28 protein-coding genes and 5 tRNA genes are annotated in these 25,310 nt (G+C 67.4%); 5 read left to right on the top strand and 28 right to left on the bottom strand.

Features of this window, described 5'->3' with window-relative positions; genetic code table 11:
• From V7672_RS14025 to V7672_RS14015, 3 genes are all read right to left on the bottom strand, one after another.
• Positions 1-77, bottom strand: a 77-nt coding sequence (locus V7672_RS14025; protein WP_007443273.1) for a hypothetical protein, incomplete at its 3' end; no start/stop codon positions are given.
• A gap of 53 nt (positions 78-130) precedes the next feature.
• Positions 131-204 (bottom strand) — tRNA-Gly (locus V7672_RS14020).
• 86 nt (positions 205-290) lie between these two features.
• A tRNA-Tyr gene (locus V7672_RS14015) sits at positions 291-374 on the bottom strand.
• A 147-nt stretch (positions 375-521) separates the two neighbouring features.
• Between V7672_RS14015 and rlmB the strand changes: the two genes are divergently transcribed.
• Together rlmB and V7672_RS14005 are read left to right on the top strand one after the other, a co-directional pair.
• Positions 522-1,415: a 23S rRNA (guanosine(2251)-2'-O)-methyltransferase RlmB gene (rlmB, locus tag V7672_RS14010; protein ID WP_442889515.1), complete on the top strand. Its 894-nt coding sequence runs from the start codon at positions 522-524 to the stop codon at positions 1,413-1,415.
• Between the two features lie 35 nt (positions 1,416-1,450).
• Positions 1,451-2,305, top strand: a complete 855-nt coding sequence (locus V7672_RS14005; protein WP_335625185.1) for a TerC family protein — start codon at positions 1,451-1,453, stop codon at positions 2,303-2,305.
• Here V7672_RS14005 and metG read toward each other — a convergent pair.
• The 7 genes from metG to V7672_RS13970 form a co-directional block, all read right to left on the bottom strand.
• A complete protein-coding gene (gene metG, locus V7672_RS14000; RefSeq protein WP_335625184.1) occupies positions 2,302-4,008 on the bottom strand; it encodes a methionine--tRNA ligase in 1,707 nt (568 codons plus the stop codon). The genes V7672_RS14005 and metG overlap by 4 nt on opposite strands.
• 84 nt (positions 4,009-4,092) lie before the next feature.
• Positions 4,093-5,442 carry an MATE family efflux transporter gene (locus tag V7672_RS13995; RefSeq protein ID WP_335625183.1) on the bottom strand — a complete coding sequence of 450 codons (1,350 nt, stop codon included), beginning with the start codon at positions 5,440-5,442 and terminating at the stop codon, positions 4,093-4,095.
• Between the two features lie 94 nt (positions 5,443-5,536).
• On the bottom strand, positions 5,537-5,935 hold the full coding sequence (locus V7672_RS13990) for a DUF1489 family protein (protein ID WP_335625182.1): 399 nt from the start codon (positions 5,933-5,935) through the stop codon (positions 5,537-5,539).
• Between the two features lie 9 nt (positions 5,936-5,944).
• Positions 5,945-6,313: a hypothetical protein gene (locus V7672_RS13985; RefSeq protein ID WP_335625181.1), complete on the bottom strand. Its 369-nt coding sequence runs from the start codon at positions 6,311-6,313 to the stop codon at positions 5,945-5,947.
• Position 6,314: 1 nt separating this feature from the next.
• On the bottom strand, positions 6,315-8,393 hold the full coding sequence (locus V7672_RS13980; protein WP_335625180.1) for an acetyl/propionyl/methylcrotonyl-CoA carboxylase subunit alpha: 2,079 nt from the start codon (positions 8,391-8,393) through the stop codon (positions 6,315-6,317).
• A 9-nt stretch (positions 8,394-8,402) separates the two neighbouring features.
• Positions 8,403-9,269, bottom strand: a complete 867-nt coding sequence (locus tag V7672_RS13975; RefSeq protein WP_442889513.1) for an enoyl-CoA hydratase-related protein — start codon at positions 9,267-9,269, stop codon at positions 8,403-8,405.
• A gap of 89 nt (positions 9,270-9,358) precedes the next feature.
• A complete protein-coding gene (locus tag V7672_RS13970; RefSeq protein WP_335625178.1) occupies positions 9,359-10,951 on the bottom strand; it encodes a carboxyl transferase domain-containing protein in 1,593 nt (530 codons plus the stop codon).
• A gap of 95 nt (positions 10,952-11,046) precedes the next feature.
• Between V7672_RS13970 and V7672_RS13965 the strand changes: the two genes are divergently transcribed.
• Entirely contained in the window at positions 11,047-12,876 is a 1,830-nt protein-coding gene (locus V7672_RS13965) for a patatin-like phospholipase family protein (protein WP_335625177.1), read from the top strand.
• On the opposite strand, the gene V7672_RS13960 is transcribed toward V7672_RS13965, so the two are convergent.
• From V7672_RS13960 to V7672_RS13890, 15 genes are all read right to left on the bottom strand, one after another.
• The gene (locus V7672_RS13960) at positions 12,794-13,594 is read right to left on the bottom strand and encodes a methyltransferase domain-containing protein (protein WP_335625176.1); all 801 of its coding nucleotides are present in this window, start codon (positions 13,592-13,594) and stop codon (positions 12,794-12,796) included. The two genes, V7672_RS13965 and V7672_RS13960, sit on opposite strands and share 83 nt — an antisense overlap.
• 52 nt (positions 13,595-13,646) lie before the next feature.
• Positions 13,647-13,723: transfer RNA gene (locus tag V7672_RS13955), tRNA-His, on the bottom strand.
• A gap of 80 nt (positions 13,724-13,803) precedes the next feature.
• Positions 13,804-14,571, bottom strand: coding sequence for a M48 family metallopeptidase (locus V7672_RS13950; protein WP_335625175.1), 768 nt, complete (start codon positions 14,569-14,571; stop codon positions 13,804-13,806).
• A gap of 143 nt (positions 14,572-14,714) precedes the next feature.
• The gene (locus tag V7672_RS13945; RefSeq protein ID WP_335625174.1) at positions 14,715-15,443 is read right to left on the bottom strand and encodes an energy transducer TonB; all 729 of its coding nucleotides are present in this window, start codon (positions 15,441-15,443) and stop codon (positions 14,715-14,717) included.
• A gap of 12 nt (positions 15,444-15,455) precedes the next feature.
• Positions 15,456-15,893 (bottom strand): biopolymer transporter ExbD, encoded by a 438-nt coding sequence (locus tag V7672_RS13940; protein WP_335625173.1) that lies wholly within the window; start codon positions 15,891-15,893, stop codon positions 15,456-15,458.
• A gap of 5 nt (positions 15,894-15,898) precedes the next feature.
• Positions 15,899-16,792, bottom strand: a complete 894-nt coding sequence (gene exbB, locus V7672_RS13935) for a tonB-system energizer ExbB (RefSeq protein ID WP_335625172.1) — start codon at positions 16,790-16,792, stop codon at positions 15,899-15,901.
• A gap of 378 nt (positions 16,793-17,170) precedes the next feature.
• Positions 17,171-17,246: transfer RNA gene (locus V7672_RS13930), tRNA-Phe, on the bottom strand.
• A 72-nt stretch (positions 17,247-17,318) separates the two neighbouring features.
• Entirely contained in the window at positions 17,319-17,486 is a 168-nt protein-coding gene (locus V7672_RS13925; RefSeq protein ID WP_335625171.1) for a DNA gyrase inhibitor YacG, read from the bottom strand.
• 2 nt (positions 17,487-17,488) lie between these two features.
• A complete protein-coding gene (locus tag V7672_RS13920; protein ID WP_335625170.1) occupies positions 17,489-18,493 on the bottom strand; it encodes an RNA-binding protein in 1,005 nt (334 codons plus the stop codon).
• Between the two features lie 8 nt (positions 18,494-18,501).
• A complete protein-coding gene (locus V7672_RS13915) occupies positions 18,502-19,080 on the bottom strand; it encodes a Maf family protein (protein ID WP_335625169.1) in 579 nt (192 codons plus the stop codon).
• An 11-nt stretch (positions 19,081-19,091) separates the two neighbouring features.
• Positions 19,092-19,310, bottom strand: coding sequence for a translation initiation factor IF-1 (gene infA, locus V7672_RS13910; RefSeq protein ID WP_008261544.1), 219 nt, complete (start codon positions 19,308-19,310; stop codon positions 19,092-19,094).
• Between the two features lie 127 nt (positions 19,311-19,437).
• Positions 19,438-19,914: a UPF0262 family protein gene (locus V7672_RS13905; RefSeq protein ID WP_335625168.1), complete on the bottom strand. Its 477-nt coding sequence runs from the start codon at positions 19,912-19,914 to the stop codon at positions 19,438-19,440.
• The gene (locus V7672_RS13900; RefSeq protein WP_335625167.1) at positions 19,911-20,393 is read right to left on the bottom strand and encodes a DUF2948 family protein; all 483 of its coding nucleotides are present in this window, start codon (positions 20,391-20,393) and stop codon (positions 19,911-19,913) included. Before V7672_RS13900 ends, V7672_RS13905 begins: the two co-directional genes overlap by 4 nt.
• Positions 20,383-21,672, bottom strand: coding sequence for a UDP-N-acetylglucosamine 1-carboxyvinyltransferase (gene murA, locus V7672_RS13895; protein ID WP_335625166.1), 1,290 nt, complete (start codon positions 21,670-21,672; stop codon positions 20,383-20,385). Before murA ends, V7672_RS13900 begins: the two co-directional genes overlap by 11 nt.
• A gap of 102 nt (positions 21,673-21,774) precedes the next feature.
• Positions 21,775-21,945, bottom strand: coding sequence for a hypothetical protein (locus tag V7672_RS13890; protein ID WP_335625165.1), 171 nt, complete (start codon positions 21,943-21,945; stop codon positions 21,775-21,777).
• Positions 21,946-22,045: 100 nt separating this feature from the next.
• On the opposite strand from V7672_RS13890, the gene V7672_RS13885 reads away from it, so the two are divergent.
• Positions 22,046-22,120, top strand: a tRNA-Thr gene (locus tag V7672_RS13885).
• A gap of 107 nt (positions 22,121-22,227) precedes the next feature.
• Positions 22,228-22,476, top strand: a complete 249-nt coding sequence (locus V7672_RS13880; protein ID WP_335625164.1) for a DUF6289 family protein — start codon at positions 22,228-22,230, stop codon at positions 22,474-22,476.
• A gap of 94 nt (positions 22,477-22,570) precedes the next feature.
• Here V7672_RS13880 and V7672_RS13875 read toward each other — a convergent pair whose 3' ends face one another.
• The 3 genes from V7672_RS13875 to V7672_RS13865 form a co-directional block, all read right to left on the bottom strand.
• On the bottom strand, positions 22,571-23,155 hold the full coding sequence (locus V7672_RS13875) for a hypothetical protein (RefSeq protein ID WP_335625163.1): 585 nt from the start codon (positions 23,153-23,155) through the stop codon (positions 22,571-22,573).
• Positions 23,156-23,237: 82 nt separating this feature from the next.
• Complete coding sequence (gene msrB, locus V7672_RS13870) at positions 23,238-23,711, bottom strand: peptide-methionine (R)-S-oxide reductase MsrB (protein WP_335625189.1); 474 nt, start codon at positions 23,709-23,711, stop codon at positions 23,238-23,240.
• 71 nt (positions 23,712-23,782) lie between these two features.
• Positions 23,783-25,273, bottom strand: a complete 1,491-nt coding sequence (locus tag V7672_RS13865; protein WP_335625162.1) for a hypothetical protein — start codon at positions 25,271-25,273, stop codon at positions 23,783-23,785.
• Positions 25,274-25,310: the final 37 nt, after the last annotated feature.

Below are 25,310 nucleotides of genomic sequence, written 5' to 3'. Positions count from 1 at the left end.
GTCTTGCCATGGTCAACGTGACCAATCGTGCCGATGTTGCAGTGCGGCTTGGTGCGTTCAAACTTTTCCTTGGCCATGGCCAAAACTCCTGATGGCCCGGGTTGAGGGGCGCTGAGTGCTATCAAAAACCTGGAGCGGGTAGACGGAATCGAACCGACATATTCAGCTTGGAAGGCTGCTGTACTACCATTGTACTATACCCGCGCAGAGAATGCGGTGTCCGCCGTAAGTGGTGGGCACCCCATCCGGTTCCGGTCTGGACACCGGCCCTTGGCGATCCCGGACGTGCGTGGTGGGGGAAGCAGGACTCGAACCTGCGAAGCTTACGCAGCGGATTTACAGTCCGCCCCCTTTGCCACTCGGGACATTCCCCCAAGCACGTACCGGATCGTCATCAGGCCTCCGACCCGACCCCTAAGGATCAATGTCGAATAAAGGCTTCGGGTTCGGGCATCGCCTGCGTTAGAGGGGGTGCCCAACCCGGATAGCCCTTGGGCTCCCAAATCGGAGCGCGTCTTATAGTGTCGTCGAACCGCGAACGCAACGACCGGAAATCAGGTCGTAAACCACCCCCCCGGAGCGGCGCTGCAGAGCCCGCAAAGCCCGGCCGCAAGGGGGATCGCGCCTCCACACCCGACCCGTGGGACGCCAGACCACCCCGGGACCAGGGGCGCGACAAGGGTCGCGACCGGCTGGATCCTGATTCCCTGATCTGGGGTCGCCACCCGGTTCTGGCGGCGCTCGCCAATCCGGCCCGTCAGGGCATGGGCCGCCTGATGGCCACGGCCGACCGTGCCGCCGAACTGGAGCGCGACAGGCTGCTGAACGGCCATGCGGTCGAGGTGGTCGAGGCCGACCGGCTGGCCCGCCTTGTGCCGCCCGGCGCCGTGCATCAGGGTCTGGTGTTCAAGGTCAAGCCGCTGGAAGGCGCCGATCTGGACGACCTGGCCCACCCGGCACGCGGCATACTGGTCATGCTGGACCAGCTGACCGATCCGCAGAATGTCGGCGCCATCTTCCGCTCGGCCCTGGCCTTCGGCGCGCGCGGCATCATCGTTCAGGACCGGCACAGCCCGGCGCTGGCCGGTCCGCTGGCCAAGACGGCAGCCGGCGCGACGGAGCGCCTGCCCTGCGCCCGGGTGACCAATCTGTCGCGCGCCCTGCGCACCCTGCAGGAGGCCGGCTGGCACATCGTCGGACTTGAGGGCGAAGGCGAGATGACGCTCGACGAGGCGCTCGACGAACGTCCCACCGTGCTGGTCATGGGCTCGGAAGGCGACGGCCTGCGCCGTCTGGTGGCCGAAAACTGCGACACCCTCGCCCGCATCCCCATGCCGGGTGGCTTCGAAAGCCTCAATGTCTCGAACGCCGCCGCCATCGCCCTCTATGAGGCGTCGCGCAAGCAAACAGGCTGATGACAGCCGCCCCGATTTGGCATTAGAGAGCCGCCATGGAATTTCTCGCCTCCCCCGAACTTGCCAGCCAGCTGACCGCGCTCGGCAAGGTGCTGATGATCGATCTGGTGCTGGCCGGCGACAATGCCGTGGCCGTGGGCCTGGCCGCCGCCGCCCTGCCCAGCGAGCAGCGCAAGAAGGCCATTCTGATCGGCCTCGCCGCCGCGGTCGTCATGCGCATCGGCTTTGCACTGATCACCGTCCAGCTGCTGGCCATCGTCGGCCTCCTGATGGCTGGCGGTTTCCTGCTGCTGTGGGTCTGCTGGAAGATGTGGCGCGAACTGCAGGAGCAGCGCACCCACGACCAGGCCGAATCCGGTGAGGCCATGGAAATGGCGCTGGCCGCGCACCACGGGGGCGGTGCCTCGCCCGAAGAGATGGGCATCAAGCGCAAGTCGTTCGGTGCGGCCCTGGTCCAGATCATGATCGCCGACATCACCATGTCACTCGACAATGTGCTGGCCGTGGCCGGTGCAGCCCACGATCACCCGTGGATCATGGTGTTCGGTCTGGTGCTGTCGATCGCCCTGATGGGGGTCGCCGCCACTTACATCGCCAAACTGCTGAACAAGCACCGCTGGATCGGCTACGTCGGCCTGGTGATCGTGCTCTATGTCGCCCTGCACATGATCTGGGACGGCTATCGCTCGGTCGTGGTCCGCACCGGCAATCTGGAAGAACACAACGCCTCGGCGCCCGGCTTCCTCGACATCGGTGAAAAGGAAGCGGCCAAGCACCTGCGCGGCGTCCGCACCGAGGACAGCGATCTGACTACGCCCCCCGTGCCGACAAACCCGGCGGACGCCCCGCCCGTGCAGACGATGCCGGCGGAAGAGCCGGCGGCGAACTAGCCCTCGCCGCCGCCGAAGCGGGCCGCCCATTCGGCGACCTGCTCGTCCTCGATCTTGCGGAACAGCACCTCGGCGGCCTGAACCGGGCGACCGACGGGCACGCGCGCCAGCCAGTCCTCATCCGCGGACGGCCAGCCCAGGTCGCTCTCGCCCACGCTTGCGGCAATCTTCGGCGCGGTGAACGGCAGGACCGGCGCCGCCAGCCGTGCGAACAGGGCCACCAGGTTCAGCGCGAACCGCACCGCCGTGGCGGCCCGTTCCGGGTCGGTCTTGAACGCCGTCCAGGGCGCGGCGACCTGCAGATATTCATTGCCCAGCACCCAGGCGGCACGAATGGCCTGCGCCGCCTTGCGGAACTCCATGGCTTCAAAGGCGGCGGTAGCCTCGGCGATCGCGTCGTTGATCTGCGTCTGGAAGGCGCGGTCCTCGTCGGTCAGGGGTGCGCCTTCGGGTACGACGCCGCCGAATTTCGACTCGGTGAATTTGACGATCCGGTTGACGAAATTGCCCAGCACATCGGCCAGGTCCTTGTTGATCGCCGACTGGAACTGCTCCCAGGTGAAGGCCGAATCCGAATGCTCGGGGCCATAGGCCGTCAGATACCAGCGCCAGTAATCCGCCGGCAGCAGCTCCAGCGCCTGATCCATGAAGACGCCCCGGCCCTGGCTGGTCGAGAATTTCCCGCCATACCAGTTCAGCCAGTTGAAGGCCTTCAGCGTATCGACCGTCTTCCACGGCTCGCCCGAGCCCAGAATGGTCGCCGGGAAGCTGACGGTGTGGAAGGCGACATTGTCCTTGCCCATGAACTGGACGTAGCGAACGTCGTCGGCGCCCTCATCGGTGCGCCACCAGTCGCGCCAGGTCGTGCCGGTCGCTTCGGCCCATTCCTCGGTCGCGCCGATGTATTCGATGGGGGCGTCGAACCAGACGTAGAAGACCTTGCCCTCCATGCCCGGGCGCGGTCCGCCGTCCGGCCCGACCACCGGCACGCCCCACTTCAGGTCGCGGGTAATGCCCCGGTCGATCAGGCCCTCGTCCAGATGCTTCAGCGCGATCGAGCGCGCCAGCGTCTGCCAGTCTGATTTTGAGCTGATCCAGTCGCGGATGCGGCCCTCCAGCTTCGTCTGCAGCAGATACAGGTGCCGGGTGTCCCGCACCTCCAGGTTCCGCGAGCCGGATACGCTGGAATAGGGGTCCTTGAGGTCCATCGGGTCCAGCAGCCGCCCGCAGTTGTCGCATTGGTCGCCGCGCGCCTTCTCATAGCCGCAGTGCGGACAGGTCCCCTCGACATAGCGATCCGGCAGGAAGCGCCCGTCGTCGATCGAATAGATCATCTGATCGACGCGTTCCTCGATCAGGCCATTGTCCTCCAGCACCTTTGCAAAATGCTGGGTCAGATGCCGGTTGGGCGCGTTCGACGACCGGCCGAACCAGTCATAGCTGAGGCCGAACGCCTCGCCCGCCGCTTTCTGGATCTGGTGCTGCTCGTCGCAATAGGTCCGCACATCCTGACCCGCGGCGGCAGCGGCCAGCTCGGCCGGGGTGCCGTGTTCGTCCGTGGCGCAGATATAGAGCACCTCATGGCCTTGCCCGCGCTTGAACCGCGCCCAGACATCGGCGGGCAGCATCGACCCGGCCAGATTCCCAAGGTGCTTGATGCCGTTGATGTAGGGCAGCGCCGAGGTGATCAGAATGCGGGCCATGGGTGTCCGGGGGCAGCAGGGTTCGGGGAAGCCGTGGGATATAGAGGGCGTCGGGCGATCCGTCACCCTGCCGCTCGCCCCTGCCTAGCCGGGCGCCAGCCGCACCATGCGTCGGGCGATGCGGATGAACCGGCCGGTCAGCAGGGCCGAGGACACCAGGCTGGCGATGATGATGGCCCAGACCAGGCCGTCCACCCCCATGCGCGGCGCCAGCACCCAGCCCAGCGGCATCATGACGGCTCCATAGGCGGTGAAATGCATGATGGTCGGCCACCAGATATCACCCGCGGCCCGGTTGGACTGGGCCGCGACCGCCTGAATCCCGTCCGCGACGAAGAACAGGGTCGCCAGCACCAGCGCCGGCACCGCAATCGCGATCAGAGCCGGGTCGCGGCTGTAGGCGCCGATCAGCAGCGGCGCAGTCGGCCAGACGATCAGGGCGACGACCAGTGTCAGGGTCGAGATCACCGCCAGACTGACCAGCCCCGCGCGCATCACCCCTTGCGCATCCGCTGCTCCGAACGCCCGCCCGACCAGCACGGCGGCGGCGGACGACAGGCCCATGGGGATCATGAAGACGATGGCCGAGATGTTGAGCACCACGGCCCACGCCGCGGTCTCGTTCGTGCCCAGCCGACCGGCGATCAGCGTCATCAGGGCAAAGGCCCCGACCTCGATGAAATAGCTGGAGCCCGCGCCATAGCCGACCTTGCGCTGTTCGGCCTCGGCCAGCGGATCCTTCGGCGCCTTGCGGAAGATGCCCAGCGCCCGGGCTTCCGGCAGGCGCACGATATAGACGATCAGAAACACGGCCAGCGCCGCCCGCGCAAAGAAGGTCGCCCAGGACGAGGCCAGCGCGCCGTCCACGCCCAGCCCCAGCAGGTCCGGCACCAGCAACAGGTTCAGCGCCAGATTGACGCCATTGGCCACCCACATGGCGACCATGCCCGGCTTGGGCTTGCCCAGCGCCTCAAGGAAGAACTGCGCCGCCACACTGACCAGATAGGCGGGCATCGACAGGGAGAAGACCAGCAGCGGCAGACGCGCGCCCTCGGCGAGGCCCTCCTCCAGCCCGATCGACGCCAGTCCCCACGGCCCGACCAGCATCAGGCCGATCATCGACCCGCCACCCAGCCACAGCGAATAGAGCAGGCCCCGGCGCAGCACGGCGCCGACGTCGCTGCGACGCCCCTCGCCCAGCCGCCGCGCCGTCATCACCTGCACCCCCAGCAACAGACCGACCGCCGTCGTGATCACGATCGAGGTCGGCGTCCAGGCCAGGGTGTGAAAGGCCAGTTCCGTGCTCGAGAAATTGCCGACCACGATCGCATCGGTCAGGCCCATGACCATGATGCCGATGCGCGCCAGCACCACCGGCCAGGCCAGTGTCAGCAGGTCGCGCAGGACGGTTCGGGTCGCGGGGGATACGGGCATGGGGCGAGTGGCGAGTGACGCGTTCGGGCGATTGAGCCGGGGCGCGCGCTATAGCCTCTTACTCGCCACTAATCACGCGCCACTCGCCACTTCTTCACCACGCCCCCATTTCGCGCAGCTGCTTGGCCAGCTCGGGCGGCAGGTCACCGGCGTCCATGGTCGACAGGTCGGGCGGCGCGTCCTTGGGCTCCAGATACCGCCAGCCCTGAAACGGCCGCCGGGCCTGGGGCGCGGTGCGGATCACCTCGGGCGCCAGCTGGATCAGGCATTGGGAGGTCTTGCCCTCGCCCCGGGTGGTGATGTCGACGATCGGCATACGGCACACCACCGAGCCCTTCATCACCCAGTACAGGGAGCCGCCGTCCTCAAGCTCGCTCGCGCGCTTGGGCGTCATGCGCGTGTGGACGGTCAGCCAGTCGCCCTTGGCCGCGCGCCGTTCCAGCGTGTCGACCTTGGCCACACCGACGCACAGCTTGATCATGTGAAGCGGCATCAGACCGGATCAGCCGGCAAGGGCGCTTCCCGCCTTCATCAGGGACCCGCCCAGTGTCTGCATTTCCTCCCCGCAACGGGGCGCAGCGGCGTCCAGCATCACCGCCAACTCTTCCTCGGTCATGGAACTGACCCATTCGAAGAACTGCGTCACCTGGTTGGTGCCGGGATTTCGGCCCTCCAGTCGCCCCAGATAATAGGTCATGCCGACGGCCGCACCTTCAGCCTCTTCCGGCTGCAACCCCCCGATGGCCGCAAACAGGGCGGCACATTCCATGTCACGCTGGTTCGCCTGCGACACAGGGTCCTGCGGCTGCGCCAGGGCGGGAGTCGCCATCAGTCCTGCCGCGAGGGCCAGGGCCAGTGCTGCATGTTTCATCTCACTCGTCCCTCGCTGTGACGACCGCCAGAACCGCATCGGCCCCGACCTGATCGCCCACGTTAAAGCCGATGCTCTCGACCACGCCATCATAGGGCGCGGTCAGCGCCTGTTCCATCTTCATCGCCTCGATGACGACCACAGGCTGACCCTTGTTCACCGGATCGCCCGCCTTGACCGGCACCGCCACCACCTTGCCCGGCATGGGCGCGCGCAGACTGCCGTCGCCCGCTTCGGCCATACCGATCGCGGCGGCCGCCCGACCGTCGACGCGCCAGGCCCGCCCCTCGCGGAACATCACGACCGCATGCTCATCGGGGAGATAGCTGTACGGCACCGGTGCCCGGTCCGGGCCCAGACCCACCGAGGTCCGGTACCAGGACTCGCGCGGGCCGGTACCGGGCCAGGGGCGAACAGGGATGGCGGCGCCGTCCAGCTGTCCGGCATAGCCATCGTCACCGTCCGGCGTCAGCTCGACCACGCGCGTCTCCGCGCCCGCTCTCACCGGTACCGTCAGGGTCGCCGGCCGGTTCAGGCGAAAGCCGACCAGATCGGGCGCGGTCGCCCACGGTGTCTCAACCCCTTCGCCGTCCAGAATGTGTTTGCGCGCCTCATGCGTCAGTGCAACGGCAGCGGCCAGCGCCCCGCCCTCGTCCAGCGTCCACGGGGCCAGGAGCACCTCCTCCTCGGCGCCGATGAAGGCCGTGTCCACATCGCCGGCCACAAACCGCGCGTGCTCCAGACAGCGCGCAAGGAAGGCGGCATTGGTGCGCACCGGCCAGACCTCGACCTCGCGACACACCTCGGCCAGATACTCCGCCGCCGCCTCGCGCGTCTCCGCATGGACGATCAGCTTGGCGATCATGGGATCGTAGAACTGGCTGACCTCGCCGCCCTCCTCGACGCCGGTATCGACGCGCAGCAGGGGTCCTTCCGCCGGATCGGTCAAATCCTCGGGGTCGCCCGTGCCCGTATCCGCCGGCGGCAGGACAAAGTGGTCCAGCGGCCCGATCGACGGCAAGAATCCGTTCTCGGGGTCCTCGGCATACAGCCGCGCCTCCATGGCCCAGCCGTGGATGCCGATCTCGTCCTGCTTCAGCGGGATGGGTTCACCCGCCGCCACGCGCAGCTGCCATTCGACCAGATCGACGCCGGTGATCGCCTCGGTCACCGGGTGCTCGACCTGCAGCCGGGTGTTCATCTCCATGAACCAGATGCGGTCCGCCCGCAGGCCCTCGCTGGCGTCGGCGATGAACTCGATCGTGCCCGCGCCCTCATAGTTGACGGCCTGCGCCGCGCGCAAGGCGGCGGCGGTCACGGCCTCGCGCGTTTCCGCGTCCATGCCGGGGGCCGGAGCCTCCTCGATCACCTTCTGGTGGCGGCGCTGCAGCGAACAGTCGCGCTCGTTCAGGTGCACGACGGTGCCGTGCGTGTCGCCAAACACCTGCACCTCGATGTGCCGCGGCCGGGTGATATAGGTCTCGATCAGCACGCGCGGATCGCCGAATGAGGACTGGCCCTCGCGCTGGGCGCTGGCGAGCGCATCGGCAAAATCCTCGGCCCGGTCGACCCGGCGCATGCCCTTGCCGCCACCGCCGGCCACCGCCTTGATCAGCACCGGATAGCCGATGCGGTCGGCCTCGGCCTTAAGCGTTTCTGCCGCCTGGTCCTCGCCCTGATAGCCGGGCGTGACCGGCACGCCCGCCTCGATCATCAGCTTTTTGGCCGCATCCTTCAGGCCCATGGCGCGGATCGACGCCGGGGGCGGCCCGATCCAGATCAGCCCCGCCGCCTTCACCGCCTCGGCAAAGTCGGCGTTCTCCGACAGGAAGCCATAGCCCGGGTGGATGGCCTCGGCCCCGGCCGCCTTCGCGGCCGCCAGCACCCTGGCCCCGTCCAGATAGGACTCGCTCGCCTGCGCCGGCCCCAGCAGCACAGCCTCATCGGCCATGCGCACATGCGGGGCGTCGGCATCTGCCTCGGAATAGACGGCGATGGTCCGCAGGCCCATGGCACGGGCGGTGCGGAAAACGCGGCAGGCGATCTCGCCCCGATTGGCGACCAGTACAGACTTGAACATCAGCGCGTCCTATTCCGCCCAGCGCGGCTTGCGCTTGTCGAGGAAGGCGCGCACGCCCTCCTGACCTTCTTTCGACACCCGCGCGCGGGCGATCCGGTGCGCGGTGTCTTCCATCAGGGAATGATCGACCTTGTGGTGGGCGACGTCGTGGACCAGCCGCTTGGCCTCGCCCATGGCGCCGGGCGCACAGACCGCCAGTGTCCCGCTCAGGTGACTGATAAAGCCGTCCAGCGCCGCCGTATCCGGCACCACCGCATCCACCAGGCCGATATGGGCGGCATAGTCGGCGTCGAACATATTGGCCGTCAGGAACAGCGCACGGGCGCGACGCGCGCCGACCGCCTCGATCACATAGGGGGCGATGGTCGCCGGGATCAGGCCCAGCTTGACCTCGCTGAAGGCGAACTTGGTGCCCTTGACCGCCACGGCCATGTCGCAGGCCGCGACAATGCCCGCGCCGCCGCCCATGGCCGCGCCCTCGACCAGCGCCACCGTCAGCGCCGGGACGTCGTGCAGGGCCTTCAGCATCTTCGCCAGCCCCATCGCGTCCGAGCGATTGTCGCTCTCGGACCAGTCCACGGCCGCCGCCATCCAGGTCAGGTCGGCGCCGGCGCTGAAGGTGCCGCCGGCCCCGCGCACGAACACCACGCGGATGTGGTCGGCCCCGTGCAGGGTCTCGAACGCCTGATAGAGGGCGCCGATGGTCCGCGCATCAAAGGCGTTCTTCTTGTCCGGCCGGTTGATGGTGATGAACACCGCCCCGTCGGGCGTCGACTCGATCGACACCAGATCGCTGACGGCATCCGTATCCGCCCCCGCCACCATGGGATGGGCAATGCGGTTCATCTCGCGCGCCTCGGCATCGGTGATGTCCATGGCGTTGAGGTCGGCGTCGGTGGAGGTCTTGTCGGGCATGTCAGCGCCTTTCAGTGGCCTGTCCCCGGATGGGGCACGGGCGGAAAAACTTACATCCGGAACACGCCGAACGGCGTGTCGGGGATCGGGGCATTCAAGCTGGCGGAGATCGCGAGGCCCAGCACGTCGCGGGTCTGGACCGGGTCGATCACGCCGTCATCCCACAAACGCGCAGTGGCGTAATAGGGGTTGCCCTCATCCTCATATTTCTGGCGGATCGGGGCCTTGAAGGCCTCGGCCTGCTCCTCGGTCCAGCTGTCGGCGTCGCGGTGCACGGTCGCCAGTACGCTGGCCGCCTGCTCACCGCCCATCACGGAAATGCGGCTGTTCGGCCAGGTGAACAGGAAGCGCGGGCTGTAGGCCCGGCCGCACATGCCATAGTTGCCGGCCCCGAACGACCCGCCGATCAGCACGGTGAATTTCGGCACCTCGGCACTGGCCACGGCGGTGACCAGCTTGGCCCCGTTCTTGGCAATGCCCTCGGCCTCGTACTTTCCGCCGACCATGAAGCCCGAGATGTTCTGCAGGAACACCAGCGGGATCTTGCGCTTGCAGGCCAGCTGAATGAAGTGCGCGCCCTTCAGCGCGCTTTCGGAAAACAGCACGCCGTTGTTGGCCAGAATGGCGACCGGATAGCCCCAGATGCGCGCAAACCCGCACACCAGCGTCGTGCCATAGTCGCGCTTGAACTCGTCGAATTCCGAGCCGTCGACCGTGCGGGCAATCACCTCGCGCACATCATAGGGGGCGCGCACATCGTCGGGGATGATGCCGTACAGCTCTTCCGGGTCCAGCGCCGGCGGGCGCGGCTCGCGCACGTCCAGCGGCACATCCTTGACCGTGTTCAGATTGGCGACGATCGAGCGCACGATCTCCAGCGCGTGTTCGTCATTCTCGGCCACATGGTCGACCACGCCCGACTTGCGGCCATGGGTGTCGGCGCCGCCCAGATCCTCGGCCGAGATCACCTCGCCCGTCGCGGCCTTCACCAGCGGCGGCCCGGCCAGGAATATGGTGCCCTGATTGCGCACGATCACCGTCTCGTCAGACATGGCGGGCACATAGGCGCCCCCCGCCGTACAGCTGCCCATCACACAGGCGATCTGGGGGATGTCGCGCGCGCTCATCCGCGCCTGGTTGAAGAAGATGCGCCCGAAATGCTCGCGGTCCGGAAACACCTCGGCCTGGTGCGGCAGGTTCGCCCCGCCCGAGTCGACCAGATAGACGCACGGCAGCCGGTTCTGTTCGGCGATCTCCTGCGCGCGCAGGTGCTTCTTCACCGTCATCGGGAAATAGGCGCCGCCCTTCACCGTCGGGTCGTTGGCAACGATCATCACCTCGCGGCCCGACACCCGGCCGACGCCACAGATCATGCCCGCGCCCGGCGCCTGATCGTCATACATGCCGAACGCCGCCAGCTGCCCGACCTCGAGGAAGGGTGATCCCGCATCCAGCAGCCGCTCGACCCGGCCGCGCGGCAACAGCTTGCCGCGGCTGACGTGGCGCTCGCGGGACTTGTCCGAACCGCCCCGTACGGTGACTGCTACCCGCTCTGCCAGCTCGTCGCGCAGACGCCGGTTGGTGCTCTCCAGGGCCTTGAAGGCCGGACTGGACGGATCGATCGCAGAGGTCAGCTTGGGCATGCCCCTCCTTTAGGCAGCTTTCCCCCGATGGGCAAAGGGAGCAAGCGGCACAGGCAACGGATGACCGCGCCGCACGGAATCTGCCATAAGGCCCTATGGCCAAGGCGCGCACCGACACCCTCGAAGCGGCACTGCAGACCCTGTTCACGGGTGGGGACAAGACCCAGGTCAGCTGGTTCGCCCTGACCGGCGGGGAACAGCTGTTTGCCGAGGGTGACCCGGCCGACACCCTTTATCTGGTGCGCTCCGGGCGTCTCGGGGTCTTCTGCCACAGCGCCGACCAGCCGCCGCGGTTCCTGGGCGTGGTGCGGCCGGGCGAGCCGGTCGGTGAAATGTCCATGCTGGCCGGCACCCCCCATACCGCCAGCGTCGTCGCCCTGCGCGATTCGGAAATCCTGGCCCTGCCGCGCGAGACCTTCTTCGAGGCCGCCCGCAGCCAGCCGGACCTGATGGTCGAGCTGTCACGCCTGATGATCCGCCGCTCGCGCGACCAGACGCTGGGCGGGGGCGAGCCCAGTGTGTTCGGCTTCATCTCGGCCCGGCCCCGCCCGATCCGGGCCTTTGTCGAGCGGATCGCCGCCTGCATCCAGGCCCAGGGCTTTACCTGCCAGATCATCGACCATTCGGCCCTCAGCTCGGTCGCCGACTGGTTCAGCCGGGTCGAGGACACCCACGACTTTGTCCTCTATGTCGCCGAGGCGGATGAGCCCGCCTGGGCCCAGCTGTGCACGCGCCAGGTCGACCGCCTGTTCATCGTCGGCAATCCGCTCAACATGCCCCCGGGGCCGAACCTGCCGCGCAACCCGGCGCTGGATGCCCAGCAGCGCACCGATCTGATCCTGCTGCGCGACCCGCGCATGCCCAAGCCCGCCAACACCGGCATCTGGCTGGACTCGGTCAAGCCGGGGCGCTGGTTCCATGCCACCGACGGCAGCACGGAAGACGCCGCCCGGATGGCGCGGATCGTCACCGGCACGGCGGTCGGGCTGGTCCTGTCGGGCGGTGGCGCCCGGGCCTATGCCCACATCGGCGCGATCAGGGCCCTGCGCGAAGCCCGCGTGCCGCTCGACTTCCTGGGCGGGTCGTCCATGGGGGCGATCATCGCCGCCGGCCCCGCCCTCGGCTGGTCGCAGGACGAGCTGGAAGACGAGATCAAGCGCGCCTTTGTCGCCAGCGATCCCCTGTCGGACATCACCTTTCCCCTGATCGCCATGACCCGCGCGGGCAAGGTCGCGCGCCTGCTGCGCAATGCCTATGGCGATACGGAAATCGCCGACATGCCCCTGCCCTTCTTCGCCGTCTCGACCAATCTGACGACCGGCCGGATCGAGGTGCACAGGCGCGGCCTGCTCCGGCGCGCCATGCGGGCCACCATCGCCATCCCGGGCGTCATGCCCCCGGTCGTCATGCACGATCAGGTCCTGGTCGACGGCGCGGTGCTGCGCAACTTCCCGGCCGAGACCATGCGCCAGATGAACGCCGGGCCCGTAGTCGGGGTCGACATGTCCCAGGCGCGCGGTGTCGATCCTGCCGCGCTTCAGAACCCGCCGTCCTGGTGGCGCTGGATCCTGTCGGGCGACTGGAAGAACGGCCCGCCGATCGTGGCCCTGCTCATGCGCGCCGCCACCCTGACCAGCGACGCCGATGTGGAAACCTCGCGCAAGGCCACCGACCTGCTGATCCAGCCCGAGCCCGAGGGCATGGATATCCGCGACTGGAAGGCCTACGACATCCCCGTCCGGGCGGGCTATGAGGCGGCGCGCGCGGCGCTGGACGATCTGGACGGCCCGGTCACCGACCTGCGCCGCAACCGTGTCCGCGAGGCCGAAGAGGCCGAAACCGTCACCGCGCCCGAGCCAGCAGAAAAAGTCTCGGGAAAGGCAAAAGCGTCACGCCGTCAGACCGCTTCGGAAAAGCCCGCCTGAGCGCCTCGCCCAGCGCGACCAGATAGCCGGCCCTCAGCTCTGGCGTCCCGGCCAGCGCCGTCAGATACGGCCTCAGCGCCGTGCCGGACATCCAGTTGAGGACCGCGTCCTCCCCTGTCAGGGCGTGCAGATAGGTGGTGGACCAGATGTCGATGTCCGCGCATGCCGGGGCCAGCCGGTCGTAATAGGTTTCGGCGGGCAGAAGGGGTGCGATCGTCGGCACATCCTGCAAGACCCCGGCCCAGGGCCCCTCGGCCGCCACCGCACGCATCACGGTATGGTGCCGTGTCTCGAAGGCCATCGGCATCTGCGCCGCCAGCACGCCACGCCGGGCAAGCTGTCCGGCCAGCCGGGGGAACAGGCCATCGTGGTCGCTCACCCATTGCAGGGCGGCATTGGTGAAGATCAGATCGACCGGCTTCTCGGGTGCCCAGGCGGCGATGTCGCCCTCATGCCAGCTGACCGCATCGTCCCGCGCCCCGGCCCCCGCCAGCATGTCCGCGCTCTGCTCAAGGCCGTGAACCTCGGCCCGGGGATAGCGGCGCTTCAGCAGGCTGGCATGGTGACCGTCGCCACAGCCCAGGTCCCAGACGACGCGCGGGTCCAGATCGCCGGGCAGGCGCACCAGCAGGTCCAGCGCGGCGCGATCACGCTCGGCCTCGAACCGCGCATAGGTGTCGGGATCCCAGCGTACGGGGGCGGAGGGGGCAGCGGTCATCGGCACAGCCTGCCCATCGCCGCGTCCCGGTCAAGCGGGACGGGCATCGCGATGGTACCGCCTCTCAGGCTTGAACTGAGGACCTCCGGTTCCACAAACCGGCGCTCTAACCAACTGAGCTAAGGCGGCACGCGTCGCGAGGAGCGTCCTCTAGCGGCCTCGCGGGCCGGGATCAAGCCCGACCTTGGGCCCCTGATCAGTTCCCGCGATCAGTTATAGCCCTTGGACTGGATATAGCGCTCCAGCGCGTCGATGCGACTGGCGTCTGACGGGTGGGTCGAGGCGAACTCGGGCGTCTGCGACTGGCGCTGGGACGCCATCAACCGCCACAGGGCGATGGATTGCGAGGCGCGATAGCCGGCCCGGACCATATAGTCGACGCCCAGCTGGTCGGCCTCCAGCTCATGCTGGCGCGAGAAGGGCAGCAGCACGCCCAGCTGCGCGCCCAGGCCGCCCAGAGCCCCGACCGCCTGGGCATAGTCGCCCGAAGCGCCCTGGATGGCCTGCAGGCCGATGCTGGCCACGGCCGTGCTGGAATACCGTTCCGCCGCATGCTGGGCGACCACATGGCCGATCTCGTGACCGATGACGGCCGCCAGCTGGTCGTCATTCTGGACCAGCGCCAGCAGCCCCGTGGTGACCCCGATCTTGCCGGACGGCAGCACGAAGGCGTTCGGGGAGTCCTCCACGAATACGGCATAGTCCCAGCGGATGTTGGTCAGGCCGGCCGCCTGCACCAGGCGGTCTCCGACCCGCCGGATCCGCGCATTGGCGGCCGCATCGCGCGACACCTGCTGGGTCCGCAGGGCATCGGCCCAGGCCTGATCGGCCTGCTGGGTCAGCGACGCATTGTCGACCAGCAGGAACTGGTTGCGGCCCAGCGCCTCGTTATAGGCACAGCCCCCGACGAGGGCCGAGGCGGCGACGAGACCGACAACCGACTTGGCGACGGTAGCCTTGGTGAGAGTGAACGGCATGCAGAGGTCTCCCGGGTGTTTTGATAGCTGTGCCGTTTGAACACGCGGAGGGCAAATTTGATCCGGTGGCAGGTCGGGGTCCGGACAAAGAAAAACGCCCCGGAGCGGACCCCGGGGCGTTTCAGTCTGATGTCTACCCGGCCTTAGTTGGCGATCGGGAAGCGGATGGTCACGTTGAACGTCGCGTTCTCCGCAGCACCATCCACGGTGCGAGGTGACAGTTCGCCGCGCTGGACGACCCGGACCGCCGCGCGGCCAAAGCCATATCCAGAGGGGCTTTCCGACACCACCTGGCAGTTGGTCGGTCGGCCGTTGGCCTGAGCCGTACAACGGACCGTCGCCACACCGCTGGTGCCCGTGCTCAGCGCGCGATCAGGGAAGTCCCTTTCCGTCGGCTGGGGCATACGCGACCAGGTCGGGTTGGTGATCACCGAAGGCCTGGGCGGCGCCGGCGGAGCCGGCGGCGGCGGCGGACCGGGGATGTTCACCGGAGGTCCGGTGTATTCCTGACGGTCTTCCTTGGCCACGGGCGGGATCGGCAGGGTCACCGGCGGAGCCATGGGGCTCGGTGCCGGCTCACGCGGCTGCAGCTTCGGCGGCGGCGGCTGATCCGTCGGAGGCGGAGGCGGCGGCGGCGGCGGCGGCGGCGGCGGCGGGATCGGATCGATCAGATCCACCTGCACGGAGTCATCCGTGTAGTCCGGAATCTTGAGCTCGAACCTGGACTTGTCGACGAAGTAGAGCAGCACCCCGAACAGGATGGTCACCACAATCAGAACAACAATCCAGACCCCGATCGACACCCCCATGAAGCCCTTTTTCTTCGGGGCGTCATAGCGACTGCGATGGTACTCAACGGGTGTATCGGTCATGTCGCCCGTCCTTTACTCTGGTGCGTTATCTTCGCCGACCAGGGCGACGCTGTAGAAGCCATTGTCCTGCAGGGCATTCATAACCTGCATGAAATCGCCATAGCGCGTCGTCTGGTCAGCACGGATGAAGATACGCTCTTCCTCGGGGTTCCGCGTCCGGATCAGGTAGCGGAGATTGTCGCCAATCTCACTCACCGTGGTCCGGTCGTCACCGATGTACACCCTGCCACCTTCTTGGATGGAAATGTACACCGGCGTGGGCGGGTTCGGCTGTGGTTCAGCTGCGGCGGTGGGCAGTTTCACCTCGATCGACACGGTGGCCAAAGGCGCGGCCACCATGAAGATGATGAGGAGAACCAGCATGATATCAACGAAAGGCGTGACGTTGATCTCTGCGTTCTGCTCGACGTGATACTTTCCGCCGCCGCCTCCTGAGAGTTTCGCGGCCATGAGGCTTACGCTCCCTTGTCGAGCTGACGCGAGATGGCGTTGAGCAGTTCAGCCGCGAAGCCGTCCGAACGGGTGCCGTAGGCCGAGATGCGGGTGTTGAAGTAGTTATAGAAGATAACCGCCGGGATAGCCGCGAACAGACCGATACCCGTGGCCAGCAGCGCCTCGGCGATACCGGGGGCGACGACGGCCAGGTTGGTGGTGTTCGACTCGGCGATACCGATGAAGGAGTTCATAACCCCGTAAACCGTACCGAACAGACCCACGAACGGGGCGGTCGAGCCGGTCGAGGCCAGGAACTGCTGGCCGCCCGAAAGGCGTCCGGCCAGACCCGCTTGCACGGCGGCAACGGCCGTCGAGGCGCGGGTGATGGCCGCATCGCGGTGCTCACCGGTGACCGACAGGCCCGCCTGACGCGACAGTTCGACTTCTTCGGTGGCCGCGGCGGCCATATCGGCCAGCGGGTTGCCGTCGAACTCGTCCGAGGTCGCGATCTTGCGCATGTCCGCGATGGAGCGGGCGCCGCGGAAGCTTTCCAGGAAGCGGTTGGTCTTCGAGTTCAGACCGCCGAACTCCATCATTTTGATGATCAGGATGACCCAGGTGAAGATCGAGGCGATCAGCAGGCCGATCATAACGACCTTAACGACGATGCCCGAGTCCATGAACATCTTGATGGGGGTCAGCGACTCACCGCCGTGACCGCCGGCAGCTTCGTCCGTGGCGGCTTCGTCAGCGGGGGCTACCGCAGCGGCGTCAGTCGCCGGAGCTTCAGTGGTGGCCTCGGCGGTCGCCGGGGCCGGAGCCTCGGTTTCCTGCGCCAGGACCGGCGAGCTCGCGAAGAGGACGGCAGCGCCGGCCATTGCGAGGAGGATGTTCGTCTTTTTGCTATCGCGCATAGTTCGCCAGTTCCTGCGTTGTGGTCTGACCATGAAACCCTAAAGGACCCGACCCCAGCGGTCGTACCCCAGTTTAAATTCTGACTTCTCGATGTCGAACCCGGGGGTCCGCCATCGAAACGCCTTCGGATGCGACCGGTTGCCAAATGGAACCGGTGTCGGTGACAGATGCCTTCGAACCTCGGTCCGAAACCCTCTGACGACCCCACCCAAAGAAAGCAGTCACGCTCCCTTTGGCGAACGCATACCAGAGCGTCAAGTGCGCGAAGGTGCTTTTCCCCCGGCGCGAGAACGCCTGTTGTTGAGGCACAACCTTTCGCCAGAAAGCGACATTTTCATGATATCTGGAATTTCCTTCCCCGGCCGGTTGCAGGGAAGTGGTGCCTGGGGGCGGATTCGAACCACCGACACGCGGATTTTCAATCCGCTGCTCTACCAACTGAGCTACCCAGGCGCGCTCCGGCGGGCGGGAGCGGGGTCTATAGGCGAGCGGATGCGGGGTGTCCAGCGTCCTCAGACAAACTCTCTATCCGTCCTCGCGGTCGTCCTGCGACAGGTCATCCACGGGCTCGCCCGGAAGCACATAGACGCCGCCCAGCCAGCGCTGCAAATCCACGTCAGAACAGCGTTTTGAACAAAACGGTCTATAGTCCGGATGTTTAGAATTTTTCTTACAGATCGGGCAGTTAGCCATGGTCAACTCTCTCGTATCTTATAGGTGCCGGGGTGACGCCCGGCCTCGCTGACCAGGCGCGCCCGTGGTCCCAGTCCGGCGACCAGCCCCGTCATCTCTCCGACTTCAACGTCCGGCACGATCAGGCTGATCCATGGGGCGGAGCGGCGGGTCTCCACCGCATGACGCAGATCGCGCACGGCGTCGATCTGTCGGGTGCGGCGCGCGTGCTCGCCCTTCACGCCGAACAGCGCCTCCTCGATCGGCGTCTGCCGCCACGGCAGCGACAGCTGCAACAGGCCAAACCGGCTCAGTGGCCCGAATGTGACACCGGTGTCGGGAAACGCATTCCGCGCCGCGCTCAGAATCGGTTCTGGGGGCTGGGACGTGCCGATCAGATCAATCGCGACCAGGCCGGCCCACCGCTTCAGGGCAATCCGCCGCGCTGCAAGACTCAATCCCAGCCGATTCGCCGCCTCTCGCGCCTTGCCGCCGTCCCGGCCGGGTGTGCCCGCAAAGTCCAGATCCACCGCGACCAGCGCCCGGGTGCGCTCGACGGCGACATTCAGCCCCCCGGCGGTCACCTCAACAGCCAGCGCCGCCTCGCGCGCCTCGCGCACGGCCTCGATCGCCGCGGCGCCGGTGTCCGGCTCCACACCCGGCGCTGCGCGGGCCAACCATTCCGGAATCGCTGGACCGGGCTTCAGCAGGCGGGGCGCCCCCTCCCCCTTGCCCTTCAGCGTCAGGGCCGGGCCCTTTCCGCCTCGCGGTTCTGCCGAAACCGTGACCCGCACCGCCTGTCCGACCGCCCCCTGCCCCTTGGCCAGAAAGCCGAACGGCTCCCCTGCGCCCAGATCGACAAAGGCCCCGCCGGCGCCCGGCAGCAGAGCCGTGACCCGGCCCACGCTTTCAGCGCCGAGCCGATTCGCCGCCGCCTCGCCCTCGCGCGCGTAGAATATCTGCCGGGGCTCTCCCTCGCGGCACACGACGCCCCAGGTCTCGCCCGGGCCGTCGTCCAGAAATGTCACAAGGCCGCTCACCCGCGCCGGTACCCGACGCCTTCCAGCAGGCTGACGGTCTCATAGAGGGGCAGGCCCATGACCGCCGGGTGGCTGCCGACGATCCGGCGCACGAACGCCCCCGCCGGCCCCTGAATTCCATAGGCCCCGGCCTTGCCCTGCCAGTCACCGGTGGCGACATAGGCGGCGATCTCGGCCTCGCTCAGCACCTTCAGCGTGACGCGCGTCTCGACCACTCGCACGGAGATGCGGCCCGCATGGGCCACGGCCACCCCCGTATGAACCCGGTGATTGCGCCCCGACAGCAGCCGCAGAAAGCGCGCGGCCTCTTCGCCATCCGCCGCCTTTTCCAGAAAGCGTCGGCCCAGCGACACAACCGTGTCGGCGGCCAACACCACGGCGCCGGGGTGCCGTTCCGCAACCACCGCCGCCTTGGACCGGGCCAGGCGATCCGCCAGCTGCGCCGGGGTTTCGGATTTCAGGGGGGTTTCGTCGATGTCGGCGGGCTCCACCCGGTCCGGGACGATCCCGACCTGGACCAACAACTCACGCCGACGCGGACTGGCCGAAGCCAGGATGAGCTCAGGACGGGCCATCCCGTCCGGCCCTACTTGAAGCGGTAGGTGATGCGACCCTTGGTCAGGTCGTAGGGGGTCATTTCGACCAGCACCTTGTCGCCGGCCAGCACGCGGATGCGGTTCTTGCGCATCTTGCCTGCGGTGTGGGCGATGATCTCGTGGTCGTTCTCGAGCGTCACGCGGAACGTGGCGTTCGGCAGCAGTTCGCTGACCGTACCGGGAAACTCGAGCAGTTCTTCCTTAGCCATGCGGCCTCTCACACCCTGGGAAAACGTCTGACACACGCGCCGGGCGGAGCGCATATGCCGAAAAGAGCGGGGCTAATGCACCAGAATTGCCGAAAAGTCGAGTTCCCCGGGCCGTGCGGCCCGCGCTTCACCGCCGATAGAGGGCGCAGACCAGGGTGAACAGCCGGCGCGAGGTCTCGTGATCCATGTCGATCTTGCCGTCCAGCCGGGCCTTCAGCGTCTCCGCCCCCTCGTTGTGCAGGCCCCGGCGGCCCATGTCGACCGACTCGATCTGGCTGGGCGACGATCCACGCAGCGCCTCATAATAGCTGTCGCAGATCATGAGATAATCGCGCAGCACGCCCTTCAGCGGCGTCAGCGACAGCACATGGGTCCGCGCATGATCCGGGCCGGCCACATCGAACACCAGCTTGCTGTCCTGCAGCGACAGTTTCAGGGCATAGGGTCCGCCGGGCGCGCCCGCCGGGCTGAACACATTGCGCTCGACCAGATCAAAGATGGCCACCCGCCGCTCGTGCTCGATCTCGGCGGTCGCCGCCGGCAGGGTCGCCGCGTCCAGCTCGACCGAGGCCAGCCGTTCGGTGTCCGGGCGGGTCTCGGTCATGCCGGCTCCACCGCATCGTCCACTTCGGGGTGGCTGGGCTTTTCCCGGGCGGGCCAGCGATCCGACAGATCGGCCAGCACCACGTCCAGGCATTCAACGTCGATCCGCAGATCCCCGCCCCCGGCAAACATCATATAGACCTGACCCGACGGCGCCTCGGCCGGTTCGAAATGCAGGGCCAGCAGCTCGAGCGCCTGTTCGGGCCCACGCGGCAGTTGCCGGCTCTTGACCGCGATGACGTCTCCGAACTGCATGGCCGCCATCACCCGCGTGCCCCCGCACTCCCAGCAGAAGCGGCTTAGCGTCAGGGTCACCTGCCGGCTCGACCGTTCCCAGACAATGTCGATGGGCCGCAGGATCGCATCCTGCAAGGCAGCCGATACAAATTGCAGATCCTCGACATCCACGGCCAGCAGGCGCAGCGGCTCGGGCGGCGTGTCCGGCTGGGGCGGTGTCAGGGCATCTGTCTCAGTGCTCATGCCCGTCGTCCTTGATCCGGCAGATATCAGCCCCGCAACGGCCCAGCTTTTCCTCCAGCCGTTCGAACCCGCGATCCAGGTGATAGACCCGGCCGATGGTGGTCTCGTCCTCGGCCACCAGTCCGGCGATCACCAGACTGACCGAGGCGCGCAGGTCGGTGGCCATGACCGGCGCCCCGCGCAGGCGCTCGACCCCCGTCACCACCGCCTCGCCGCCATGGACGGCGATGTCGGCGCCCAGCCGCATCAACTCGGGCGCGTGCATGAAGCGGTTCTCGAAGATGTTCTCGTGGATGCGGCTCTCGCCCTCGGCCGTGGTCATCAGCGCCATGAACTGCGCCTGCAGATCGGTGGCAAAGCCCGGATAGACCTCGGTCGTGACATCGACGGCCTTCAGCCGCACCGCCGGGTCGCGCCGCACCCGCACGCCGTCTTCCGTCTCGGTGACGTCCACGCCGCTCTCGCGCATCTTGGCCGTCAGGGCGGTCATCAGCCCGGGCCGGCTGCCGGTCAGGGTCACATCCCCGCCCGTCATGGCCGCGGCCACCGCATAGGTGCCCATCTCGATGCGGTCGGCGATCACCGGCCACTCAGCCCCGCCCAGCGAGGTCACGCCGGTGATGGTCAGGGTGTGGGTATCGATGCCCTCGACCTTCGCCCCCATGGCCATCAGGCAGCGGGCCAGGTCGCCGATCTCGGGCTCGCGCGCGGCATTGTTCAGCACCGTCGTGCCCTCGGCCAGCACGGCCGCCAGCAGCGCATGCTCGGTCGCGCCCACGGACACGAACGGGAAGGTGATCTCGGCCCCCTTCAGTCCGCCGGGCGCCCGGGCCTCGACATAGCCCTCTTCCAGCTCGATCTCGGCCCCCAACGCCTTCAGCGCCATGAGGTGCAGGTCCACCGGTCGCGCCCCGATCGTGCAACCGCCCGGCAACGACACCCGCGCCTCGCCCGTCCGGGCCAGCAGCGGCCCGAGCACATTGAACGAAGCCCGCATCTGGCGAACCAGATCATACGGGGCAAAGGTCGAGGTGATCTCGGGCGCATGGAACAGCGTCTGCTGCGCGCCGGCTTTGCCGGTCTCGGTGACCTCGACGCCCAGCTGGCGCAACAGCTGACCCAGGAATCGCGTATCGGCCAGTCGCGGCATATTGGTCAGGCGCAGCGGCTGGTCGGTCAGGATCGAGGCCGCCATCAGCTTCAACGCCGAATTCTTGGCCCCGCTGATGGGGATGCTGCCGTTCAGGGTGTTGCCGCTGCGGATGGCAATACTGTCCATGTCGATCCTGATGCCTGGCCGCCGGCACCTGATCGCGCTGCGGGGGGACCGGTTATCTAGCGCGACCCGCCCCCCGGATGAAAGGGCCGGGCGCGGCGATCCTCAGCTTTCTTCGTCAGACCCGGTTTCAGCCGCAGCCACAGGAGCCTGCGCCCGCCCCGCCTGTTTGCGCCGCTTCAGATTGGCCCGCAGCGCCTGCGCCAGCCGGGCCTCGCGGTCGGGCTTTGCCCCCTGCGTCGGGGGCCGCGCCCTGATGTCGTCCGGTTCACTCATGCCGCCCATCGACCACTGAACGCGCTTTTCGGCAAGAGATTGCGTTTAGGGGCTTTCGCCCGCACCGCGCTTTGGCTATACGCCCGGTTCCTCAGATTTGGCCGCCGTAGCTCAGTGGTAGAGCGCATCCTTGGTAAGGCTGAGGTCGTGGGTTCGATTCCCCCCGGCGGCACCACTGCAAGAAGCTCTTGCGTTCGACGCGGCTCCTGAGGCCGCCCGGAATTGACATCGCGCATAACGGGTATAGGCTCCTTGGATCAACGACTGATCCAGGAGGTTTCGATGCGTATTGCCTTGTTCTCCATCAGCTTGCTCGGCTGCGTACTGGCCGGGAGTGCCGCACAGTCCGGAAGCAATCTCCCGTGCCCGCAGATTGTCGATCGCACCTATTACTCCGACGCGAGTATGACCGAAGAGATAGGTACCGTTTACATCGATTGCGACCGGAAGGTTTACCGCACTGGACGGACGTCGCCTTACTTCGTCGAAAGCTATCTGCCGTGGTGCAATTGCGGGCCGTTCGAACCCTAGCACCTATGGCTGCTCGCCTCGAAGGCCCGGTCTCTGGACCGGGCCTTTTCTGTTCGCGCAATTGCAGAGCCGCCGGCCTGTCGGCCACCGTCAATCATCTGTTGTCGGGCATCCAGGCGCGCGAGCGGACCGGCCGACTGGCCGTCCGCGCGTCGATGGGCTCAAGGCCCACCTCCGACCGCCAGGGCGTGATCGCGGGGTCCATCCAGTCGGGATCATAGCCGTACCCATAGGCGCCATAGGCCGGATAGCCGTTCTTGACCTGGCTGTAGTGCAGGTCCAGCTGGCCGCTCTCGCCCAGAGGCACCGAGACCGAGGCCCCGTACTGGCGATACCCTTCGGTGCCGACACCGACGCTGAATTCGCCGCGCACACGCCGCTCGTTGTCCCAGGCAATCCCATTGATCGGTCCGTCATAGGCGGCATCGGCACCGGGCGACACCGCCGGTGCGGCCGCCATCCAGCGGCTGATTTGCTGATCGGTGGTCAGGCCGTGGGGCTCCGGATCCTGCTCCACGATCAGGGTCGGGGCTTCGGCCTCAGCCGCCGCCTCACCTTCCGCCGCCACGGCCTCGGCCGATACGCCCGGCACCGTGGCCGTGCGGATGGTCTCATCCGGATCCTGGGGATCGGGGACGCCCAGAGCCAGGAGGGCGACACCTGCCATCAAACTGATCATTACGCGATCTTCCCCTGTATCCGGGCGGGCGGCAACAGCGCCTGCCGTGATCGCCCACCCTCAGTGTCAAATGTGTTCAGGGTCAGGCGACCGCTTCGCCGCGCCCCATCGGATCCGGCAGGGGCTCGCCCTCCGGCACGAAACTGAGAGCCGCGGAATTGATGCAGTAGCGCAGCCCGGTCGGCGGAGGCCCGTCCGGAAAGACATGGCCCTGATGGCCGTCACAGCGGGCGCAGCGCGTCTCGATCCGCACCATGCCGTAGGAGGTATCGCGGATCTCGCGGATATGGGCCGGATCATACGGCCGGTCGAAACTGGGCCAGCCGGTACCGCTCTCGAACTTGGTCCTGGTCTGGAACAGCGGCAGGCCACACAGCCGGCAGCAGAACACCCCGGCCCGCTTTTCATCCAGCAGCCCCCCACAGAAGGGCGCCTCGGTCCCGTGCGCCAGCAGGATGCGCTCGGCCTCGGGGTCCAGGTCGGCGATCAGGCGCTCGCGCTGGTCGTCATCGGGCGGGGTCAGGTCAAAGCCGGAGGCAGAGGTCATCTGGGTCATGCGCCAGATATAGGAAGGGCCGGCCGAGGTTCCCACCCCGACCGGCCCAATCCTCATCACTCAGTCTGGGTTCAACCCCCGAAGAGGCTCGACACCCAGGTGCGGACCGCGGCCTCATCGGCCGGGTTGCCGGTGTAGCGCAGGCCTTCGGCCGGCTGGTGCGGCTCGTTGTTGCCCCGCTCGCGGGCCGTCCAGGCCTTGTGGCCATAGGTCAGGTCCGCATAGTTCGACGGCAGGCGCAGCACGGTCGGCTCCACGAAGATCGAGTCTTCGGCCGTGGTCGATCCGGCGATACGCACGTTCGGCAGATTGACCAGCAGGTCCAGCACGTCGAGGCAGCCGCCGGCACACCCGGCATCGACCAGCACGATCACCGGTCCCTGCACAGGGTTGGGCGCGCCGGTGTCCGCTACGGGCTCACGGCCCGGCAGCGAGAAGCTCTCCTGACCGGCAGCCAGGGCGCTGTCGAAGGCTTCGACGATGCCGCGGGTCTCTTCGATGATCTCGGGGTTATCCTCGACGAACAGCGGATCGGCCTCCATGCGGGCGAGCGTCTCTGCGTACCAGTCGCGGTTATCCTGACTGGCGCGATAGGTCACATTCCCGGCCACCGGCTGGCGGCTGACGGTGAACTCCGGCGTCCAGATGCGGTTGACCAGACCATAGGCACGACGGGTCGAGGTAAACTCCGACCCGTTGGCGCCACGCAGGTCCAGCACAAACCCTTGCGGTCCGCGCAGGGCATCCGCCTGGGCCACGATGCTGGCGTTGAAGGCGGCCCAGTCAGCGTCCTCGCTCAGCGAATGGGCGTGCACCCACGGGCGGCCGTTGACCTGCTCGATGGCCAGCGGCACGTCGCCGGGCATATAGACGGTCGCGCGATAGGCCGTTTCCATGGCCGCCGGGCTGACCGGCTGAATCCGAAGGTCGAAATCCCGGGCGCGGCGACGGCCGTCCTGGAATTTGCAGGTTTGCGGCACACCGCGCGTGAACGGGTTGTTGCGGTTCCACAGCAGATAGGGCGCCGAACGCACGCGACCGGCCTCAGTGGTCAGGTCGCCTTCCCAGCGGTCCAGCTTCTCCATGGCGAATTCCTCGATCGGAATGCCATTGCACTCGGTCACGACCGAGCCGATCGCCGGACCACGGCGCACGCCGTCAGCGACGTAGGTCACGACATATTTGCCGTCACGCCAGCCGGTGGCGATGCCGGCCCAGCTGGTCGCGAAATACGGGCCCAACAGGTCGAAGGTCGGGGTGATACGCAGGTTCGAATCCCGGAAACCCGCTGCGAAATAGCGCATCAGATAGGCGTGGCTGTCGCCGCTGTTGACCTGGCCGATCAGAGCCTGGGCCTCGGCAAGGCCGGTATCCAGATAGCTGCGGAAGGCCGCCGCTTCGGGGCCACCGGCCACCAGCGCCGGGTGATTCTCGCGAATCTCCTGCTGGGCAGTGACCAGGTCCTGCGAGGCGAGCGCCCGGAAGTCCTGGGCCGCGACCGAGGTCGTGGCGGTAATGGCGAGGGCCGCGGCCGTAAAGGCGGCGTACGGTCTGAACGTCATACTTAAGGCTCCAGTGGTCGTGTCAGGGGAGATACCC

Origin of the sequence: Brevundimonas sp. (assembly GCF_036963785.1) — a bacterium.
In the GTDB taxonomy this organism is placed as follows: domain Bacteria; phylum Pseudomonadota; class Alphaproteobacteria; order Caulobacterales; family Caulobacteraceae; genus Brevundimonas.
This window is presented reverse-complemented; position numbering and strand designations above follow the sequence as displayed.